The sequence below is a fragment of the Novosphingobium sp. genome (genome assembly GCF_965229225.1).
Lineage (GTDB): Bacteria > Pseudomonadota > Alphaproteobacteria > Sphingomonadales > Sphingomonadaceae > Novosphingobium.
Genome location: NZ_OZ245867.1, coordinates 3,498,267 through 3,516,899, shown reverse-complemented (window position 1 = coordinate 3,516,899; position 18,633 = coordinate 3,498,267). Strand labels below are relative to the sequence as shown.

Sequence of the window (18,633 nt, the reverse complement as noted above, 5' to 3'; positions counted from 1 at the left end):
AGCTTCTCTCCATCAGGCCGGAATTGCCCCCTCCAGCGCATCGGCCAGTTCCACCGGGCGCGAGAGGTAGGGGCTGTGATCGGCATCGAGCGTCACCACCCTCGCACCGGGCGACATGGCCTGCATCCGGCGCTGGCTGGTGATGGGGATCGTGCGGTCTTCGGTGCATTCGATATACGTGCGCGGCAAAGAACCCCAGCGCTGCGCCGAAAGCTGCAGCAATTCCGCGCGCGGCCCATGCGGCTCAGCAAGCAAGCGCGGCAGCACGCCGGCCACCAGCTCGGGCGGCGAAAGCTGCGCGAACACCGGCCCGGCTCGCTCAGGATCGACCACAGTCGCCGCGCCATCATGCACCTTGCTGATGATCGCGTCGAAATCGGGATTGGGCTCCTCCAGCGCCTTGAATTCGGCGCGCGAGACGCCCGAAGGCAGCATCATCGCGCAGATATAGACCAGCGCGTCCATCGCCTCCGGATCGCGCTCCGCTGCGGTGCTCACCACCAGCCCGCCGCGGCTATGCCCTGCCAGCACGACCGGCGCGCCGCCAAGCTGCGCCTTCAGCTCGCGGCAATGCTGCGCAGCAAAACGGCCCCAGTCACCCAGCGTGATCGCGGCCATTTCCTCAGCCGTCCCGCCCATCGCCGGCAACGTGGGTGCAACAACGGTGTGCCCGCGCGCGCGCAGCAATTCCGCAACCGGATCGAAGCACCAGCCGCCATGCCACGAACCATGGATCAGCACGAAGCCCGCCATCAGCGCACGTGCCCCGACCAGGTGCGCAGGCCCGGTGCCGTGCGGTCCTCGCTCTTCAAAGCCGCCGCCATGCCCGGCCGCGCCGTCACGCGGTCGCGCCATTCGACCAGACGCGGCGCGCGCCTGGCGATCTCCAGTTCGGGGAACATCCGCTCCACCATCATCCCGCAGTGCGAATAGAAATTGATATCCGCCAGCGTATAGGTCGCGCCCGCCAGCCACGGCGTTTCCGCCAGCTGCTTCTCCACCTTGTCCACCGCGTATTCGATCTTGGCCGTCGCATTCGCCAGATCGGCTTCGGAAAAGCCTGAACGCGCCGTCGCCCATTTCTTGCGCTGATCGGGCAGCGGGATGTTCTCCAGCAGCTTCTCGAACTCGCCGCTCTCGATATTGCGCGCGATCACGCCGACCATGCGGTGCCAGCCGTGCATCGAGACGAAGTTCATCACCTGCTCGTCGACGAACTTGTTCCAGTAGCGCATCCGCGCCGCCCCCACCGCATCGCGCGGACGCAGCGGTCCGTCAGCGGGCTGCGCATCGGGAAACACGTCCTCCAGGTACTCGTTGATCACCGTGGTGTGGGTGATGATCGTGCCATCATGATCGAGCACCGGCACCTGGCCTTCGGGATTGATCGCGGTGAACCACGGCTGGTGCTGCTCGAACTTGTGCAGATCGACGTACACGCTCTCGTAGTCCAGCCCCTTCTCCTTGAGCGGGGCCATGGATTTGAGCGAATTGGCCAGCGGTTCGGCGTGGTAGTACTTGAGCGTCATGCGGTTACCTTACGGCAAGAGTGCCCAGCACGCCGCCATCCACCGCCCAGCTCTGGCCAGTGACATGCGCGGCAGCGCGTGAGAGCAGGAAGGCGGCAACTTCGGCGACATCCGCCGCGCTGCCCAGCCGCTGCTGCGGCACATTGGCGGCCAGCGAAGTCAGCTGCTCTGGCGGCACGCCATCGAGCAGCGGGGTATCGATGAAGCCGGGCACGAGGCAATTGACGCGCACGCCATGGGCCGCCCCTTCCAGCGCCGCCGCGCGGGCAAGGCCCAGCACCGCGTGTTTGCTCATCACATAGCCCACGTTCATCGCCATCCCGCGCTCGGAAGCAAGGCTGCCGGTGATCAGGATCGAGCCGTGCCCGCGCGCCTTCATTGCCGGCAGCACATGGCGCACCGCCCAGAATGCGGACTTCATGTTGACCGCCATCAGCGAATCAAACGCATCGTCCGAATAGTGTTCCAGCGGCGCGAACGTCCCGCCCGTCCCTGCGTTGAGGAACAGTCCATCGATCGGCCCATGCTGCGCGACTGCACTGTCCAGCGCGGCAATCAGCTGGTCCTGCTGGCCTACATCTGCTGCTGCCCAGCCGGCACCTGCACCCAGCTCCGCGCAGAGATCGGCGAGCAACTCGCCCCGCCGCGCAACCACCGTCACCCGCGCTCCGCCGCGCACCAGCCGCTCCGCCGTAGCCCGGCCGATCCCGGTTGAAGCGCCGGTGATCACGACATGCTGGCCGGCAAAATCCATCAGTCCGCCTTCGGTGCGATGAATTCCGCCCAGGCCTGCCACTCCGGCTTGTCCGCCGCATCAGGAACCCATTGCTGCGCCATGAGTGCGCGCGCCTCCGCCTCGGGCATCCCCTGAAAATCACGGTGCAGCCGGTAGAAGAACGCGGAGACCCGCCAGTTCATGATGCAATGCACGTGCACCGGCTTCGGCCCCGCCTCTACCGCCGCGCGGAACGCCTCGAAATGGGCCTCGGCAGGCGCATCGAACGGCACCGGAATGTGCGTGTAGGCGATACCTTCGGCGCCAAACCGGCCCGCCTCGTCAGCCAGCGCCTCAGGATGGCTGTCGAGCGCCAGATTGACGACCTGCTTCACGCCCAGCGCGGCAAGGCGGGCGACATCATGCTCCTCGAGCCGCCCCGAGGTCGTCACATCGCCGCTCAACCTTTGCCAGCCGCGGATATCGGCGGGATCTGTCTCCATGCCGGCTCAGGCCAGCCCCAGCACGCGCAGTGCGTTGTCCTTCATGATGCCGGGCAGCACTTCGTCGCGGAAGCCGACCTTGAGCGCGGCATCGATCCACTTCTGCGGGTGGATCAGCGGGAAGTCAGACCCGAACAGCATCTTATGCTTCAGCTGCGTGTTGGCATACTGGATGATCTGCGGCGCGAAATACTTGGGGCTCCAGCCGGACAAGTCGATGAACACGTTGTCCTTGTGCAGCGCCATCGAAAGGCTTTCATCCACCCATGGCCACGAAGGGTGCGCGAGGATGATCTTCATGTCGGGAAAGTCGACCGCAACATCGTCGATGAGCATCGGCTGGCCATACTTCAGCCGCATCCCGCCGCCGCCGCGCATGCCTGTGCCCATGCCCGAATGGCCGGTGTGGAAGATGGCAGGCAGGCCGTATTCGGCAATCACTTCATAGATCGGATAGGCCACGCGGTCCGCCGGGTGGCAATCCTGCACGATGCCGTGGAACTTGAAGCCCTTGACCCCGTAGTTCTCGATCAGATCGCGCGCCTCGCGCGCGCCGAACTTGCCCTTGTGCGGGTCGATCGAGGCGAACGCGATGCAGATGTCATCATTCTTGAGCGCCATTTCGGCGACTTCGTAGTTCGAGACCCGCTTGGCGCCCATGCCGCACTCGGCATCGACGGTGAACATGCAAAACGCGATCTGCTGCTCGCGGTAGATCTCGACGATCTCGGGCATCTTGGGCCGTTCGCGCGGAGCCTTGAAATAGGCCGATGCGGCATCGAAGAACTTGCCCATCACCGGATCTTCCGGATCGTGGCACGAAACCTCGGCATGCACGTGCACGTCGATGGCTTTGATCTTCTGGATATCGATGGGCACCGGGCAATTCCTTGAAAGAAGCCCCGACGACCACAGGGTCGCCGGGGCTGCTGGTCACTCAAACATGGCTCAGACGAGCGCGTCCTTCTTGATGGTGATCACCTGGCTGTAGGTGAACTCCTTCAGACCTTCGATGCCGTATTCCGCGCCGAAGCCGGACTGCTTGTGACCGCCGAAGGGCGCGAAGGGCGAAAGGTGGAGGAACTCGTTGATCCACACCGTGCCGGTTTCGAGCTGCTCGGCAATCTTCACGCCGCGCTCGGTATCCTTGGTCCACACCGCGCCGGCGAGGCCATATTCCGAGTTGTTCGCGCGCGCGATGACTTCGTCGTCAGACGAGAACTTCATCAGCGGCATGACGGGGCCGAACTGCTCCTCGGCAACGATCCGCGCGTCTTCGGGCGGGTTGTCGAGGATGGTGATCGGCACGTAATAGCCCGAGCCCGAAGGATCGACATCGCCGCCGACGAGGAACTTGTAGCCGTTGGCCTTGGCGTCCTCGATCAGCTCGCACACGCGGTCGAACTGCTTCTTGTTCTGGATCGGACCCACGCCGGTGCCCTGGTTGGCACCATCGCCTACGGTCACGTTCTTCGCGTACTCGGCAATCGCCGCGCTCATCTCGTCGTAGATGTCTTCGTGGATGTAGATGCGCTTGGCCGCCACGCAGATCTGGCCCGCGTTGGTGAAGCTCGACCAGAACAGCTGCTCGGCCACCTTGGCAACGTCGGCATCGGGCAGCACGATCGAGGCGTCATTGCCGCCGAGTTCGAGCGTGATGCGCTTGAGGTCCTTCGAGGCGCCTTCCATGATCTTCTTGCCGGTCGCGGTGGAGCCGGTGAAGGTGATCTTGTCGATGTCCGGGTGCGCGGTGATCATCGGGCCGAGGGCATCCTCGCCGGTGATGATGTTGACGACGCCCGCGGGCACGATGTCCTTGATCAGCTCGGCAAAACGGAGCGTGGTCAGCGGGGTGAACGGCGAGGGCTTGAGCACGATGGTGCAGCCCGAGAGAATCGCGGGCGCGATCTTCTGCACGGCCATCAGGATCGGGAAGTTCCACGGCACGATGCCGCCCACAACGCCGACCGGCACGCGGCGCGTGCGGCTGAGGCGTTCGTCGCTGTCCTCGTTGATCGTCTCTTCCAGCGTCAGCGTCGACTGCGCGTTCATCATCGCCGAGCAGCCGCCGATTTCGAACTGGGCCTGCTGGTGCGGCTTGCCCTGTTCGGCGGTGAGGAGGCGGAACAGCTCGTCGAAGTTGGCGTCGATGGCTGCGGCCATGGCGCGGATCACCGCACGGCGATCGTCGACCGGGGTCTTGGACCAGGTCTTGAAGGCACGGCGCGCAGCGGCAACGGCGCGGTCAAGCTCCTCGGCACCGCAAGCCGGCACCTGGCCGATCACCTGCTCGTTCGCCGGGTTCACCACATCGAGCGCCTTGGCAGTGGTTACAAGCTCGCCGTCGATCAGATTGGGGTAGAGTTTGGTCATGGGTCTCTCCGTCCTCTATGGATTGTTCTAAGTTATAGCATTTTGTCAGCGCGATGCCAATGTCTGGTCCTTCAGGGCCTTGTCTTCGTTGGCACGCTTGATGAGATACATGCGGATCGCCTCCGCGTCAGCGGGCTTGAGCGCTGATTTGAACGAAACCATGCCCAGTTCGTGGAGCTGGCCGCCGATCACCACCGCCTTCAGCGCATCGGCGGAGTTGATGATCGCCGAGTGGCGCAGGTCGGGGTTGAGCCCGCCCGAAACCGCCGCATCGCCGTGGCAGACCGAACAGTAGCGGCCATAAAGCTGCCCGCCGTGCATCGCCTGAGCGGTCGTGCCGGTGAACGGCGGCGGATCGAGCACCATCTGGTTCATCGGGGGCGCTTCGGGCAGCTGGCCCTTGGCGCCGAGCTTGAACACCAGCAGGCGGCTGATGTTGCGGGCCGCGCCGGCCTTGTTGGCCAGCACGCCGGTGGCGATATCCCATACGCCGCCCCAGCCGGCGAGGATCGCGACATACTGCTCGCCATCGATCGCATAGGTCATCGGCGCGGCGATGATCCCGGTCTGCGCCGGGAACGACCACAGCTTCTCGCCCTTGTTCGCGGTATAGGCCACGAATTCGCCCCCCGCCGTGCCCTGGAACACGAGGTTGCCCGCGGTCGAGAGAACGCCGCCGTTCGACGGCCCCTTGAGATCGACCTTCCACGCCGGCTTCTTGTTCGCGACATCCCATGCCACCAGCTGGCCGGTCGTCGCGGCCTTGGCGCCGGCCTGCGCCTTGAGGTCCGCCGGCATCGCCACGGCATAGCCATCAAGACCCGTCTGGAAGCCGATATCGGTCGGCTTCCAGCCCGCCGCCGCCATATAGGGGAACGCGGCAAGGTTGGTCGGGATGTAGAGATAGCCGGTCTTGGGGCTGTAGCTCTGCGGCTGCCAGCTATGCGCACCGACCGCGCCGGGCAGGCTGACGAAGGGCTTGCCGGTCTTTTCGTACTGCGCATCGGGGTTGATGGTCGGGCGCCCGGTCTCGGGATCGACTGCCGTCGCCCAGTTCACCGGAACCCAGGGGGTTGCCGAAAGGAACTTGCCGGTCTTCACGTCGAGCACATAGACGTGCCCGTTCTTGGGCGCGTGCATGGCCACGTGGCGCTTCTCGCCGCCGATCACCACGTCGGCAATCGTGATCTGCTGGTCCGAGTCGAAGTCCCAGCGGTCTTCCGGCGTCTCCTGGAAATGCCAGACGTACTGGCCGGTATCGGCATTCACCGCCACGATCGAGGAGGTGTAGAGGCTATCGCCCGCACGGCCGTTGGCAGCCGGGTTCCACGGCTCGGCATTGCCGGTGCCGAAGAGGACGAGGTTGGTTTCCGGATCGTAGGTGATCGAATCCCACACGGTGCCGCCGCCGCCGAGGGTCCACCACTTGTTGCCCCAGGTCTTGGCCGCCGCCTCATGCGCCGCCTTGTTGACGCCTTCGACACCGAAGCCCTTGGCGGGGTTGCCCGGCACGGTGTTGAAGCGCCACACTTCCTTCCCCGTCTCCGGGTCATAGGCCGCGATATAGCCGCGCGCCTTGTATTCCGCGCCAGCCGCGCCAATCAGCACCCGGCCCTTCACGATGCGCGGTGCGCCGGTGATCGTGTAATCGGTCTGGTTGGGGACCGTAACCTTTTCCCAGATCACCTTGCCCGTCTTCTGATCGAGCGCGATCAGCCGGCCATCCAGCGCCGCAACAAACAGCTTGTCGCCATAAAGCGCCACGCCCCGGTTCACCGCATCGCAGCAGGTGCGCACCAGGGTTTCGCGCGGCACCTTGGGATCATAGGCCCACAGCGGCTTGCCGGTCTTCGCGTCGTAGGCCTTCACCATCGACCATGCGGTCGAGACATAGAGCACGCCGTCGTGCATCAGCGGGGTGGCTTCCTGCCCGCGCGCGGTGTCCAGATCGGCAAACCAGGCAAGGCCCAGTTGATCGACGTTGTACTCGTTGACCTGCTTGAGCGGCGAATAGCGCTGCTCGGCATAGTCGCGGCCATAGCTCAGCCATTCGCCCGCCGGGACGCTCAGCAGCATCGCGTCGGTCACCCCGGCCATTGCACCCGATTGCGCCACCGCCCCCGCCGAAAGTGCGAGAACCGATGCCATGGCCAACTTGCGAACGAACGAAACGCGCATATCCGTCACCTTCTCCTGACTGTCCGGTGCGACCCCGGATCACTTTAACCGGCTGTTTAAACGACCCTCGGTCAATTCACCATACGCTGCGCGTCGCCCCAGTACTTTTTGCGCAGCGCCTTCTTGTCCATCTTGCCCGCAGCGGTGCGGGGAATGGCATCGATGAACTCGATCGATTTGGGCGCCTTCACGCCGCCGAGGCGCTGCTTGGTATAGGCGATGATTTCCTCGCCGGTGATCCCTTCGGCCACCACCACGGCATGGACCTGCTCGCCCCACTTCTCGTGCGGGATGCCGAACACGCAGGCCTCGCGCACAGCTGCCAGTTCGGTCACCGCCGCCTCGACTTCGGCGGTGAAGACGTTGAAGCCCCCAGAGACGACCATGTCCTTCTTGCGGTCGACGATATAGAGATAGCCGTCCGCATCGAACTTGCCGACGTCGCCCGTATGGTGCCAGCCGAACTTGCGGATTTCGGCGGTTTCTTCGGGCTTCTCGAAGTAGGAATGCGTCACCAGCGCGCCGCGCACGCAGATCTCGCCCGCCTCGCCCAGCGGCATGTGATTGCCGTCGTCATCCATCAGCGTGACCTTGATCGAGCGGGTCGGCTTCCCGCACGAGGCGAGCTTTTCCGGTGCCTCCTTGGCAAAGCGCGCCACATCCTCGGGCGGGAACCACGCCACGATCATCGGGCATTCGACCTGGCCATAGGCCTGGCACATGCAGGGGCCGAAGATTTCCACCGCCTGCCGCAGCTTTTCCGGGCTGCAGGGCGATCCGACGAGGATGAAGATCTTCAGCGACGAATAATCGTGCTTCCCGATCTCCGGGCTCGCGAGGCACTGGTACATGGCCGTCGGCGGCAGGTACATGTGCGTGACCTTGTACTCCTCGATCGTGCGCAGCACGTCCTCGGCATCGAAGCCGGGCAGGATCACCTGCGTCGCACCAAGGCTCAGCGTCGAAAGCGCAATCGGCCCCGCCGCATGCGTGATCGGCGCGGAAACCAGCGCGACCGGATTGTCGGTGCGCCCGCCCATGCCGTCCGCCGCCGTCTCGATCATCGTGCCCCAGCCCAGGTTGGTCACGTTCGCGCCCTTCGAAGGCCCGGTCGTGCCGCCGGTGGGGAAGATGCCGACCATGTCCATCAGGTTGCCGAACGCATCGGTTTCCGGCTCGACGAAATCGGCCTCGCTCACCCCGGCCATGAATTCCTCAAGGCTCGGATCATCGCCCATGCGCTTGTCGAGGCACACGAAATGCTGCAGCGTCGGGCACAGGTCCTTGAGCTGCTGCACCTCGTCGGCCTTCGACGAGTGGTAAACCATCCACTTCAGCCGCACGTAATTGATATAGGCTGCGTTGGCCTCGATCGCGTTGCGCGTGTTGACCGGGATCCACTTGCCGTTGGCGCGCCACATCGCCAGCACCACCACCAGCAGCATGCCATCGTTCGGGCCATAAAGCCCGAGCAGGTCCTGATTCTCGAACCCGCCTTTCTGGAGTGCCGCGGCAATGCGCTCGGAAAGCGCCTTGGTCTCGGCAAAGGTCAGCTTCAGGCCGGATTCGGTATCGATGATCGCAAGGCGCGAAGGATCGCGGTCATGGCCACGGTCAAAGTAGTCGATTGCACGCATTGTGCTGTCATCCCCAACGGTTGATTTCCGGGCCAGGCGCCCAAGTTTTAAGCGGTTCCGGCGTGTTGGCCATGGCCAAAGCTGCCAGAATACAGGGCCGAGCCGCCACGCGCGCCAACCAGGCACGGGTAAGCGGCGTTTCGGAGAAGGCTTCGGGACGGATCGGTTCCATCCCCGCCAGCCAGCTGTAGGTGACCAGATCGGCAATCGAGAACGCGCCCATCAGGAACTCGCGCCCATCGGCCAGCTTGTCCTCGCAGCGCTGCGCGGCCTGATCGACCTTGGCTTCGCTGTCCGCCACTTGAGCGCGATCATCCCTGCCCTCGTGCAGCGCCTGCCAGCGCGCGCGCAGGTCGTCCGAAACGACCGTGGTCGCCAGCGCAGCAAAGTCACTTGCCGGGATCGCGGCAATCAGCTGCTGCGACCATGCCAGATTGCCCAGCAGTGCCGCCGCCGGCGAAAGCCGCTCGGTGATCTGCCGGCACCACATCAGCATTTCCCAATGCGCGTACGGGTCATCAGGCTGGAGCCCGCAGCCCCCCGCCAGTTCATCGAGAAATTGCGCGAGGAACACCGACTCGGTCATCGCCTCGCCGCCAATCACCAGCACTGGCCCCTCGCCCTCGATCCCCAGATCGAGCGCGATCGGCTCGGCAATCTCCGGCAGGGCGTGCCGCGCACCGCTCAGAAGGTCGATCGGTCGGCAGGGAATGTCGAGCCCGCTTTCTGCCAGCGCCGCCAGCACGGTCAGCGAAGCGCCATTGGGTTCGCCATGATACAGCACCGGCTCCATCAGATGATCCCTTCCATCATCAGGCTATAGCGCGCCGCCATGTCGGTCTTGCCCATGGCCCAGGTCTTGCCCACTGCCTCGCGCTCATAGACGCGCTTCAGCCAGCGCATGATGTTGGGCGTCTTTTCCTTGCTGGCGAGATCGGGCTGCGAAAGCGGCAGCGAATAGGTCGAATTGAAGATGTTGATATCGGCCAGGCTGTAGGCATCCGAACCCACATAGTCGCGCTTGCCGAGCTCTTCCTCGAGCTTGGCGACGCCCAGCGCCACGCGGCGGCGGCTTTCGGCCATTTCCTCCGCGCTGAAATCGCCATTGATTGCCTTCTTCCATGCCCTGCGCCGCTCGAGCAGCGGAATGCGTTCGATCGCGGCGGCCAGTTCCTCCGGATCACGCTCGCGCACGCGCGGGCCGACGAACACGCTCCAGCCGATCATCGAGAAGCTGGGGCCGAGCCACTGATCCATGAACTTCATCCACCAGCGCACGCGCCAGCGATCCTGCGCGTCCGCCGGCATCAGGTCCGGCCCCGGGAACGCGGCGTTCACATATTCCATGATCGCGGTGCTCTCGGTCAGCACGCGCGAACCCCAAGGTCCCTGGTGCGTCATCGCCGGGATCGTGCCCTGCGGATTGATCGCGAGGTATTCCGGCTTGTGCTGATCGAACTGCAGCATGTCGATGTAGTGGCTGGCAAAGGGCACGCCCTTTTCCATCAGCGCCAACATCGGCTTGCCCGAATTGGCGTTGGGCTCCCAGTGATAGAGCGTCACGTCGGTCATGCGTCGAGCACCATGGCAGCAAGCTCTCTCCCGACTCCGGACATGCGGAGCTGATTGTTAGTGTTACATACTAAATCAGCTCGCCTGACGGTTCAAGCAGTCCTGCCCGCAGAGGCAGGTTCGCCGCTCGGCTTAGGCGCTAGTCCGCCCGCGCGCTAAGCGCTCCGGAGCGATCAGATTTCACGTGGTAAAACAGCACGTGGGAGAAACAGCCCTCAGCGCGCGGCCATGCTCCAGCGCAGCAGGCCATCATGGCCGGAGAGCGGCGCCGAAGCGCGCGTCTCGGCCGTCCGCCGCAAGCCCTGCTCTTCCAGCAGCCCGCGCAGCGCGGTCCAGTCGCTCCAGCGCGTCAGCCCCTCGACACGCATCGCGCCCGCCAGCGCGACATGGGCTTCTCGCAGAGAGACTGCGGCAAGATCGATTCCCCGCCCGCCTGCAAAGCTTGCGGATTCAGCCAGACGGCTGTCGTAAACAATCACCGCCGCCACTCCGGCGGCCGCCTGCGCCGCCACCGGAACTGCCGCCACCGCGCCTGCGAGCGCCCCGCCTTTCAGCACTCCGCGCCGCGTGGTCCGCATCAGCCCGCCTTCCCGAGATATTTGGATACCGCATCCAGTTCGGCATCGGTCACATCAACCTTGGTCTGCGCCGGCATCGCGCCCTTGCCCATGCGCACCACGCTCTTCACATAGTCCGCCGTCAGGTCGGTGCGGTTGGCGAGCAGGCCCTTGTCCGGCGTCTCACCCATCATCATGCGCTGCTTGGTGAGGAGGTTTGTCCCCATCCCGCCGGCAAGGTGGCAATAGCCGCAGTGGACCTGAAACAGCAGCTTGCCGTCCCCGCCCGGCTTCAGCCGGTCACCCGCAGGTGCCTCGCCGCGCATCTGGTAGGGCGGTGGCGGCCCTGGAGGCGGACCGGGAGGGAGGGCCGCAGCGGCGGACGCGAGCAAGCCGGCAGCAAGGATCAGGCGTTTCATGCCTTGCCTCCCGAATTCTTGGCGCGCTGGGCGGCATAAGCGGCGGGCCAGATGCCCTGTTTGCCGGGTGCAACGATTCCATTGGGATCGAGCGCGTTTTTCACCTTCTCGCCAAAGCGGCGCAGCGCATGGCCGTTGAAATCGAAGGTGTCCATCACTGGGTCCATCCAGCCAAGGTGGGTGCGGTATTCGGCATAGCCCGCCTTGGCCGTCTCCGTGATCAGCGCATCGAACAGGCGGCGCATTTTCACCACCTCCTCGGCGTTGTCGCGGTCATACATCAGCATGTTGACGTTGTTGGCAAAGCGCCCACCGATGGTGAAGCTGGCGTAGAAATCCACGTCGAAGTCCGCGATGATCTTGCGGCTGCGGTGCATCTGATCAAGCACGTGCTTGCCGGTCGCGGGCACCACCGGCGAAAAGCCCATGTGTGCGCCGCGCCCGCCGATCCAGTCGCTCATCTGCAATGGCACGGCAGACGGGATGCCCATCGTGATCTCGACCCCGTGGACATAGTCACCCGGATGCCACCAATGCTCGGCAGGCGGGGTCTTGAGGTTGCGCTCCATCGCCGCCTTCACCACCGCAGCCTTGGCCTTGACCACGCCTTCATCGCCATAAAGGCGCAGCGCCACCTGCCAGTAGCCCAGCTTGTGCTCCTTGAGCAGTTCTTCCACGCGCGCTTCCGGAATCGCACCCGGCTTGTCCCAGAAATCCTTGCGCTGGCCTTTCAGCACCATCTTGCCAAGCCAGCTCGGGATGAACACGTTCTGGTCGATCAGCCCGGAAATCTTCAGCGGCGCGATCGTATCGATCACCCAGCCGATATCGTCCACCGCCGGGATATCCCACACCAGTTCAAGCGATGTCTCCGGCGCGGGCTGCAACCATAGACCGGCCTTGGTCACGATGCCGAGATTGGACTGCGAGAAGGCCAGATCAAACGTCGGGCCATAGCTCATCGGAAAGAGATGGAAGGCCGGGTTGTTCGTCATCGCGCCCATGCCGGTGCGCATCAGATCGCCGTCCGGCAGCACCGCCTCGATCCCGCACAGATTGCGCGCGTGGAGGCCATAAGAGGTATAGCCGATGCCGTGCTCCAGCGCATTTCCCAGCACCGAGCCCCAGGCATTGCCTGGCACCGAAAGCCACAGCGGGGCCTTTTCGCGCTGAATATGCTCATAGAGATCAAAGAAGCCGACCCCCGGCTCGATCACGCAGTAGGCCAGCGCGCTATCGAGCTCGAGCACCTTGTTCATGCGCCCCAGATCGAGCACGATCGAACCCGGCAGGCGCGGCGCAGCCGTGCCATAGCCCAGGTTCTTGCCGCGCGAGACCGGCCAGAGCGGCGTCTTGTGCTCGTTTGCCAGCCGCACGATCGCGCGCACTTCCTCTACGCTGGCGGGCGCAATCGCCGCGCCTGCCGGCCATTCCTCCGAAGAACCGGGCGCATAGACATCGGAATAGGCGTCGCGGTCGGCGTCGCTCGCCATGACCCAGTCCTTACCCACGACCCCGGCAGACGCGGTGAGCATGGCCTCGAATGCTTTGGGGCTGACGCGGGGCGGCAGATGCAGCTTCACCGGCGGAATTCTCCCATGTGTCTTTTTATACCAATTGTTAGCGTTCTGCCGCGCGAAGGCCGCCGCGTCAAGTCAGCGCATAATACCGCACATGGTTGCCATCCGGCCGCCGCTCGCCCACGCCGATGAACACGTGCCGCGTCAGCCAGTCGTGCGGGCCCTTGCTCGTCTCGAAAGTGGGCTGCGCGCGCAGATAGTATTCGGCATGCGGCACCGGCGCACCGCCCGCGAAAGCCCAGCCCCGCAGCCGCTCCATCGTCCCCGGCTCGCGACCCCACAGGAATCCCTTGTTCTGCATGTAGATCAAGGTGCCGTCATCGACCTCGAGCATATAGCGCGCATCGAACACAGCCGTATCGTCGGGCCGGAAGAAGGCATAGTCGCCGCCCGAATTGGGCACCGCACGGCCCTTCAGCCGCGGCCCCTCGAACTCGCCATCATCGACATAAACCGCGCTGCGCATGCCGCCAGTTGGCACATCAGGCACCACCTGCACGCGGGTGAAACGCAAGGTGCAGGCAAAGGCAAACTCCAGCCGCGGGTTGTCGAGTGTCGAAAAGTCCATGATCAACGTTTCCTTCTAAACCCCACAAACCCCATCCCCGCTCACCCTGAGCCTGTCGAAGGGTGCTGGCGCAACCGCCGCGCAGGATGCCTCGACAAGCTCAGCATGAGCGGTTTTGGATTGGGTTCTCAATAATTGCTCAAGATCGTCAGGCTCGGCCCGTCCAGCGGCTTGCCCGCCTTCACCTTCGCCAGTTCATCGCTGCGCGTCTGCTTCTGCTGGTCGATCAGATAGGCATGGATCGCATCCGCATCGCCGGGGCTCAGCACGTCATCCCAGCGCGGCATTCCGCCCGGCACGAGTGCGCCTTCCAGCACGATTGCACGGAACATTGCGTGCGTCCCCGGCTGCATCCGCCGCAAGTCCGGCGTGATCGAGCGGTGCCGGTTGGCATGGCAGATCGCGCAATTGCCGAAGAACAGCCCCTGCCCGCGCGCAATTGTCTCCGCCGTCACCCCCGCCGCTTGCACCGGCGGCTCGGGCGCGACTTCCAGCGACGGCAGCAACGGCGGCTCCTTCACCTTGCCCCCGCCCAGCTTGAACACCAGCAGCCGGTTCAGATTGCCCCGATCATAAGCGGCGGCATAGCGCGGGACGAACGGAAATCCGCCCCCGCCCCACCCGGCCATCACCGCAACATACTGCACCCCGTTCACCTGATACGTCATCGGTGCCGCCATGATCGGCGTACCCGTCTCGATGCGCTTGAGCACCTTGCCTGTCTTCGCATCGCGGACAAACAGCGTGCCCCCCACATTGCCATGGATCAGCAACCCCGAAGCGGCCGTCAGCACCCCGGCGCGGTCCTGCCAACCTGCCGTATCCGCCGCCCACACCGTCTTGCCCGTCAAAGGCTCGATCGCGCGGATCTGCGCGGTGCCGGGATCGCGCAGTGCCTCGGCATAAGCAGGCAGCGCCCGCACCGCATCGGCCATCGGCGGCGGCAGCGCGCTCAAGGCATCCTTCACGTCGGTCGTGAAGATCAGCGCGGCGTCATTATTCAGCCCGCGCGCCTTCAGTGGCTTCTGCCCCGGCGTCATGAAGATCAGGTTCCCCAGATCGAGCACCGCCGCATAATACAGCCCCGTCGCCGGATCGAACGAAGCGGGATGCCAGTTGCGCGCCCCCGGAGTCGCCGGAAACACGATCCTCGGCCCCGCCGTATAATCACTGTCCTCCGGCGTCAGGATCGGCCGCCCGGTTGCCGGATCGATCCCCTTGGCCCAGTTCATCCGCACCAGCGGATTGGCCTTGAGCAACTTCCCGCTCGCCCGGTCGATCACATAAAGAAAGCCGTTCTTGGGCGCATGGAGGATCACCGACCGATCCGCCCCAGCCACCTTCAGGTGCGTCAGGATCAGCGGCTGGGTCGAGGTGAAGTCCCAGTTGTCGCCCGGCGTTTCCTGATAGTGCCAGACCATCCGCCCCGTCTTCGGATCAAGCGCGACGAGGCTGCCAAGGTAGAGGTTATCACCCCCCGCCGGGCTGCGCTTCGAGGTCGCGTAAGGCCCGCCATTGCCGGTGCCGACCAGCAGATACCCCGTCTCCGGATCATAGGCGATCGCATCCCACGGCGCGCCGCCGCCGCCCACATCCCAGCGGCTCTTGGGATCCCAGGTCGCCAGCGCCTTCTCGAGCTCGGGCGTTTCCTGCGGTCCCAACGCCGGATCGCGCGGCACCACGTGCCAGCGCCAGCGGAGCTTGCCCGTTTCCAGATCGAGTGCGGTCACATACCCGCGCACATCGTATTCCGCGCCCGCCATGCCGATGACGACAACATCGCCAGCAATCTCCGGCGCGCCAGTCGAATTGTCGCCCTTGCGGCGGTTCTCGATGAAGTCGCTTTTCCAGACCACCGCGCCGGTCTTGGCGTTCAGCGCATAGAGCCAGCCATCGAGCGTCGCGACGTAGACCTTGCCGCGCGCGACCGCGACCCCGCGATTGACCATGTCGCAGCACGCCGTGCGATTGAGCTGCATGTCGATCTCGGGCTCGAAGGCCCAGATCTGCTTGCCCGTCGCGGCATCCCAGGCATAGGCTCGCCCCGCCACGCCCGAGCTATAGAGCACCCCACCGACCATGACCGGCGTCGCCTCCATCCCCCGCGCGGTGCCAAGCTCCGCCTGCCACGCCAGCCCGAGCGAGCCGACATTCCCAGCGTTAATCTGCGTAAGCTGCGAATGATGCGTCTTGCCTGCATCCCCGCCCGGGCTCGTCCATTCGGACCCTGCTCCGACCATTGGCGGCGCTGCGCCCAGCGCGAGTGCGGCGAGTGCTGCGACAACACCCTTCGACAAGCTCAGGGTGAGCGGGGTTTGAGAAAGCCGCTCACCGTCAAGACTGGCCCCACCCCCAACGCCGCTCATCCTGAGCTTGTCGAAGGATGCTCGCGCCCACCTGAGCATCACAGCGCGTCCCACGGGCTCGGCATCCGGTAGGGCACCGTGATGAAGTTCGCCTCGATCTGCTCGATCATCCCGTGGTCGATCTTGAACAGCTCGGAGATATAGAAGCTGTGCGGCCGCCGCACCGGGCTCTTCACCGTGCGCCCGTCGGTCAGTTGATACTCGTCGATCCGGCCCGAATGGTCGATGAAGCCAAAGGCCAGCACCAGCCCTCGCTCCTCGTCCACCAGCGGAAAGCGCCGCGCGCGCAGATCGTCGTCATAGCGGTAGTTGCCCATGCGGAACTGCTCCTCGCAGCCCAGCGCGGAGACGGGCACGATCTTGGCAAACTCGGGATTGCGCGTCGTCTGCACGCCGTTTTCCACGCGGTTGCAATCGGGATGGAACTTGGTGTGGATCGTCCCGTCGTTGCGCTGGAGCGTATCGAAGTAGCCGTTGGAAAGCGCCACCATCTCCGCGCGCGGCACCGGGGCCACCACTTCGCGGTGGAGGATCGGCTTGTCCCAGTAACGGCAGTTCTCGAACTTGATGCCGCTGTCCGATTGCCGCACGATCAGCATCTCGCATTCGGCAATCGCGCCCACCGCATCGATCTTCAGCCGCAGCGTGAAGGCCGATTCCTCGATCGCCTCGATCACCGTGCCGAAATAGCCGACCTGCCCGGTCCGCGTATCGGCAAAGCGCAACCGGTAATCCCCCAGCCGCTGGATCGTGCCCCAAACGCCGTCGCCCACTTCCAGCATCACGTTGTTTTCGCTGTGAAACGCGCCCTTCGCCCAGGTCAGCCGGGTGTGATCCCCTGCATTCAGAGCGGCGAGGAAAGCATCGAGTGCTGCGTAGAGACCGGCGCGGTCCATAATCTCTCCCATGGGGGCTTTACCGCCCTTCGAATTCCGGCATACCGTATCAAATGTTAGAATAAAAGGGGAGAGAGTCGATGGCGCGCACCGCCGCCGAACAGGCCAATCACGATCTGGTGATCGAGATGTATCACAAGGTCCTCATCGCGATGGATAGCAGCGCGGTGGACCGCTACATTTCGCCCGATTACATCCAGCACTCCATGCTCGCCCCGCCCGGCGTCGCTGCGCTGAAAGCCTTCCTCGATCACGTGAAAGTCGAATCGCCCGATGCGAAGCAGACCATCCACCGCAGCTTTGCCGAAGGCGATCACGTGATCGTCCACACCCATGTCGAGCGCTGGCCGGGCGATCCGGGCCTTGCCGTGGTCGACATCTTCCGCTGCGAAAACGGCATGATCGCCGAACACTGGGATGTGCTGCAGGACGTGCCCGCCCATCCCGTCAATCCCAACTCGATGTTCTGACCAAGGAGCCCCCGATGCGCTTCACCGCCCTAGCCGCTCTCGCCCTCCTCGCCGCGCCCGCCGCCGCTCAGGCCGGAACCTGCAAGCTCACCCCCAAACAGGTCGTCACCCAGTTCCTCCACGAATTCTACATCGAGAAGAAAGTGCGCTCCTCGTTCGAGAAGTGGGTCGATCCGGGCTATATCCAGCACAACCCCTACGCGCAGACCGGGCGCGAGGCGGCCATCGCGTTCCTCACGAAATTCGTCGAGGGCAACCCCGGCCAGCGCACGAAAATTCACCGCATCATCGCCGATGGCAACCTCGTCGCCGCGCACAGCCACGGCTGGCAGGAAGACGGCACGCCGGAGCAGAAGCGCGGCTTCGCAGTCGTTGACATGTTCCGCGTGCAAGGCTGCAAGGTCATGGAGCACTGGGACGTGATCAGCCCCGTGCCCGAGACGTCCGCCAACACCAACACAATGTTCTGAGGGGCCCCATGCGCTTTACCGACAAATGCGTCGTGATCCTCGGTGGCAATGCCGGGATCGGGCTCGCCGCCGCGAAGATGTTCGCGGCCGAGGGCGCCAAGCTCGCGATCACCGGCCGCAACCACGAGACCCTTGGCCTCGCCGCTGAGGAACTGGGCGCGCTCGGCATAGCGAGCGACATGGGCGATGTGGCGCAGACCAAAGCCGCGCTCGCTGAAATCGAGCACGCGCTCGGCGGGATCGACGTGCTCTTCGTCAACGCCGGGGTCGGCGGGTTTGCCGCCATGCCGCACGTGACCGAGGAATTCTGGGACGGCATCCACAACGTGAACCTGCGCGGCGCGTTCTTCGCGATCCAGAACGCGCTGCCGCTCCTGCGGGATGGCGGTTCCATCGTCATCACCGGTTCGATCGGCAGCGAACTCGCGCTCGCGGGCAACGTTGCCTACGCATCCGCCAAGGCAGGCCTACGCGCGATGGCCCGCACCGTCGGCAAGGAGCTTCTCCCCCGCCGCATCCGCGTCAATATGGTCAGCCCCGGCCCCACCGAGACCGAAATCTTCAAACGCGGCGCCAGCGAGGCCGAAATCGAAGCCACCCGCGCGATGCTAGGCGACGTGGTCCCGCTAGGCCGGATGGGTGAGGCCGAAGAAATCGCCCGCGCCGTCCTCTTCCTCGCCAGCGCCGAGGCCAGCTTCATCAACGGCGTCGATCTCTACGTGGACGGCGGCTGCGTGGAACTGGGTTAGGAGATGCCACGCCTTCTTCCGCCAAACACGCTCGTCGGCCCGTGCTTGACA

19 protein-coding genes are annotated in these 18,633 nt (G+C 64.6%); 3 read left to right on the top strand and 16 right to left on the bottom strand.

What is annotated here, in order from left to right; genetic code table 11:
- Nucleotides 1-12: 12 nt before the first annotated feature.
- From ACO06X_RS16540 to ACO06X_RS16465, 16 genes are all read right to left on the bottom strand, one after another.
- Nucleotides 13-855 carry an alpha/beta fold hydrolase gene (locus ACO06X_RS16540; RefSeq protein ID WP_421837302.1) on the bottom strand — a complete coding sequence of 281 codons (843 nt, stop codon included), beginning with the start codon at nt 853-855 and terminating at the stop codon, nt 13-15.
- Entirely contained in the window at nt 753-1,529 is a 777-nt protein-coding gene (locus tag ACO06X_RS16535) for a glutathione S-transferase family protein (RefSeq protein ID WP_421837301.1), read from the bottom strand. Before ACO06X_RS16535 ends, ACO06X_RS16540 begins: the two co-directional genes overlap by 103 nt.
- A 4-nt stretch (nt 1,530-1,533) precedes the next feature.
- Nucleotides 1,534-2,283: an SDR family NAD(P)-dependent oxidoreductase gene (locus ACO06X_RS16530; RefSeq protein WP_421837300.1), complete on the bottom strand. Its 750-nt coding sequence runs from the start codon at nt 2,281-2,283 to the stop codon at nt 1,534-1,536.
- Nucleotides 2,283-2,747 (bottom strand): protein tyrosine phosphatase family protein, encoded by a 465-nt coding sequence (locus ACO06X_RS16525; RefSeq protein ID WP_421837299.1) that lies wholly within the window; start codon nt 2,745-2,747, stop codon nt 2,283-2,285. The genes ACO06X_RS16530 and ACO06X_RS16525 overlap by 1 nt, the downstream gene beginning before the upstream one ends.
- 6 nt (nt 2,748-2,753) lie before the next feature.
- On the bottom strand, nt 2,754-3,626 hold the full coding sequence (locus tag ACO06X_RS16520; protein WP_421837298.1) for an amidohydrolase family protein: 873 nt from the start codon (nt 3,624-3,626) through the stop codon (nt 2,754-2,756).
- A gap of 69 nt (nt 3,627-3,695) precedes the next feature.
- Entirely contained in the window at nt 3,696-5,120 is a 1,425-nt protein-coding gene (locus ACO06X_RS16515; RefSeq protein WP_421837297.1) for an aldehyde dehydrogenase family protein, read from the bottom strand.
- Nucleotides 5,121-5,165: 45 nt separating this feature from the next.
- Complete coding sequence (locus ACO06X_RS16510; protein ID WP_421837296.1) at nt 5,166-7,268, bottom strand: PQQ-dependent dehydrogenase, methanol/ethanol family; 2,103 nt, start codon at nt 7,266-7,268, stop codon at nt 5,166-5,168.
- A gap of 101 nt (nt 7,269-7,369) precedes the next feature.
- Nucleotides 7,370-8,935 (bottom strand): AMP-binding protein, encoded by a 1,566-nt coding sequence (locus ACO06X_RS16505; protein ID WP_421837295.1) that lies wholly within the window; start codon nt 8,933-8,935, stop codon nt 7,370-7,372.
- Nucleotides 8,936-8,942: 7 nt separating this feature from the next.
- Nucleotides 8,943-9,728, bottom strand: coding sequence for a glutathione S-transferase family protein (locus ACO06X_RS16500; protein ID WP_421837294.1), 786 nt, complete (start codon nt 9,726-9,728; stop codon nt 8,943-8,945).
- On the bottom strand, nt 9,728-10,507 hold the full coding sequence (locus tag ACO06X_RS16495; protein WP_421837293.1) for a glutathione S-transferase family protein: 780 nt from the start codon (nt 10,505-10,507) through the stop codon (nt 9,728-9,730). Before ACO06X_RS16495 ends, ACO06X_RS16500 begins: the two co-directional genes overlap by 1 nt.
- A 215-nt stretch (nt 10,508-10,722) precedes the next feature.
- A complete protein-coding gene (locus tag ACO06X_RS16490) occupies nt 10,723-11,085 on the bottom strand; it encodes a hypothetical protein (protein WP_421837292.1) in 363 nt (120 codons plus the stop codon).
- Nucleotides 11,085-11,483 (bottom strand): c-type cytochrome, encoded by a 399-nt coding sequence (locus tag ACO06X_RS16485; protein WP_421837291.1) that lies wholly within the window; start codon nt 11,481-11,483, stop codon nt 11,085-11,087. Before ACO06X_RS16485 ends, ACO06X_RS16490 begins: the two co-directional genes overlap by 1 nt.
- The gene (locus ACO06X_RS16480; RefSeq protein WP_421837290.1) at nt 11,480-13,066 is read right to left on the bottom strand and encodes an FAD-binding protein; all 1,587 of its coding nucleotides are present in this window, start codon (nt 13,064-13,066) and stop codon (nt 11,480-11,482) included. Before ACO06X_RS16480 ends, ACO06X_RS16485 begins: the two co-directional genes overlap by 4 nt.
- Before the next feature lie 67 nt (nt 13,067-13,133).
- The gene (locus ACO06X_RS16475) at nt 13,134-13,631 is read right to left on the bottom strand and encodes a DUF3237 domain-containing protein (RefSeq protein WP_421837289.1); all 498 of its coding nucleotides are present in this window, start codon (nt 13,629-13,631) and stop codon (nt 13,134-13,136) included.
- A 128-nt stretch (nt 13,632-13,759) separates the two neighbouring features.
- Entirely contained in the window at nt 13,760-15,928 is a 2,169-nt protein-coding gene (locus tag ACO06X_RS16470; protein WP_421837288.1) for a PQQ-dependent dehydrogenase, methanol/ethanol family, read from the bottom strand.
- Between the two features lie 107 nt (nt 15,929-16,035).
- Nucleotides 16,036-16,905: a hypothetical protein gene (locus ACO06X_RS16465; RefSeq protein WP_421837287.1), complete on the bottom strand. Its 870-nt coding sequence runs from the start codon at nt 16,903-16,905 to the stop codon at nt 16,036-16,038.
- A 68-nt stretch (nt 16,906-16,973) separates the two neighbouring features.
- Here ACO06X_RS16465 and ACO06X_RS16460 point away from each other — a divergent pair, with 68 nt between their 5' ends.
- The 3 genes from ACO06X_RS16460 to ACO06X_RS16450 are packed head-to-tail and all read left to right on the top strand — an operon-like array spanning nt 16,974 to nt 18,582.
- A complete protein-coding gene (locus ACO06X_RS16460; RefSeq protein ID WP_421837286.1) occupies nt 16,974-17,363 on the top strand; it encodes a nuclear transport factor 2 family protein in 390 nt (129 codons plus the stop codon).
- Nucleotides 17,364-17,377: 14 nt separating this feature from the next.
- Nucleotides 17,378-17,833: a nuclear transport factor 2 family protein gene (locus tag ACO06X_RS16455; protein ID WP_421837285.1), complete on the top strand. Its 456-nt coding sequence runs from the start codon at nt 17,378-17,380 to the stop codon at nt 17,831-17,833.
- 8 nt (nt 17,834-17,841) lie between these two features.
- Entirely contained in the window at nt 17,842-18,582 is a 741-nt protein-coding gene (locus ACO06X_RS16450) for an SDR family oxidoreductase (protein ID WP_421837284.1), read from the top strand.
- Nucleotides 18,583-18,633 lie beyond the last annotated feature (51 nt).

Excerpts from the sequence above, each read along its gene's own strand:
- ACO06X_RS16540 (WP_421837302.1), bottom strand. The coding sequence starts at position 855 with ATGGCGCGACCGCGTGACGGCGCGGCCGGGCATGGCGGCGGCTTTGAA.
- ACO06X_RS16535 (WP_421837301.1), bottom strand. The coding sequence starts at position 1,529 with ATGACGCTCAAGTACTACCACGCCGAACCGCTGGCCAATTCGCTCAAA.
- ACO06X_RS16530 (WP_421837300.1), bottom strand. The coding sequence starts at position 2,283 with ATGGATTTTGCCGGCCAGCATGTCGTGATCACCGGCGCTTCAACCGGG.
- ACO06X_RS16525 (WP_421837299.1), bottom strand. The coding sequence starts at position 2,747 with ATGGAGACAGATCCCGCCGATATCCGCGGCTGGCAAAGGTTGAGCGGC.
- ACO06X_RS16515 (WP_421837297.1), bottom strand. The coding sequence starts at position 5,120 with ATGACCAAACTCTACCCCAATCTGATCGACGGCGAGCTTGTAACCACT.
- ACO06X_RS16510 (WP_421837296.1), bottom strand. The coding sequence starts at position 7,268 with ATGGCATCGGTTCTCGCACTTTCGGCGGGGGCGGTGGCGCAATCGGGT.
- ACO06X_RS16505 (WP_421837295.1), bottom strand. The coding sequence starts at position 8,935 with ATGCGTGCAATCGACTACTTTGACCGTGGCCATGACCGCGATCCTTCG.
- ACO06X_RS16500 (WP_421837294.1), bottom strand. The coding sequence starts at position 9,728 with ATGGAGCCGGTGCTGTATCATGGCGAACCCAATGGCGCTTCGCTGACC.
- ACO06X_RS16495 (WP_421837293.1), bottom strand. The coding sequence starts at position 10,507 with ATGACCGACGTGACGCTCTATCACTGGGAGCCCAACGCCAATTCGGGC.
- ACO06X_RS16490 (WP_421837292.1), bottom strand. The coding sequence starts at position 11,085 with ATGCGGACCACGCGGCGCGGAGTGCTGAAAGGCGGGGCGCTCGCAGGC.
- ACO06X_RS16485 (WP_421837291.1), bottom strand. The coding sequence starts at position 11,483 with ATGAAACGCCTGATCCTTGCTGCCGGCTTGCTCGCGTCCGCCGCTGCG.
- ACO06X_RS16475 (WP_421837289.1), bottom strand. The coding sequence starts at position 13,631 with ATGGACTTTTCGACACTCGACAACCCGCGGCTGGAGTTTGCCTTTGCC.
- ACO06X_RS16465 (WP_421837287.1), bottom strand. The coding sequence starts at position 16,905 with ATGGGAGAGATTATGGACCGCGCCGGTCTCTACGCAGCACTCGATGCT.
- ACO06X_RS16460 (WP_421837286.1), top strand. The coding sequence starts at position 16,974 with ATGGCGCGCACCGCCGCCGAACAGGCCAATCACGATCTGGTGATCGAG.
- ACO06X_RS16455 (WP_421837285.1), top strand. The coding sequence starts at position 17,378 with ATGCGCTTCACCGCCCTAGCCGCTCTCGCCCTCCTCGCCGCGCCCGCC.
- ACO06X_RS16450 (WP_421837284.1), top strand. The coding sequence starts at position 17,842 with ATGCGCTTTACCGACAAATGCGTCGTGATCCTCGGTGGCAATGCCGGG.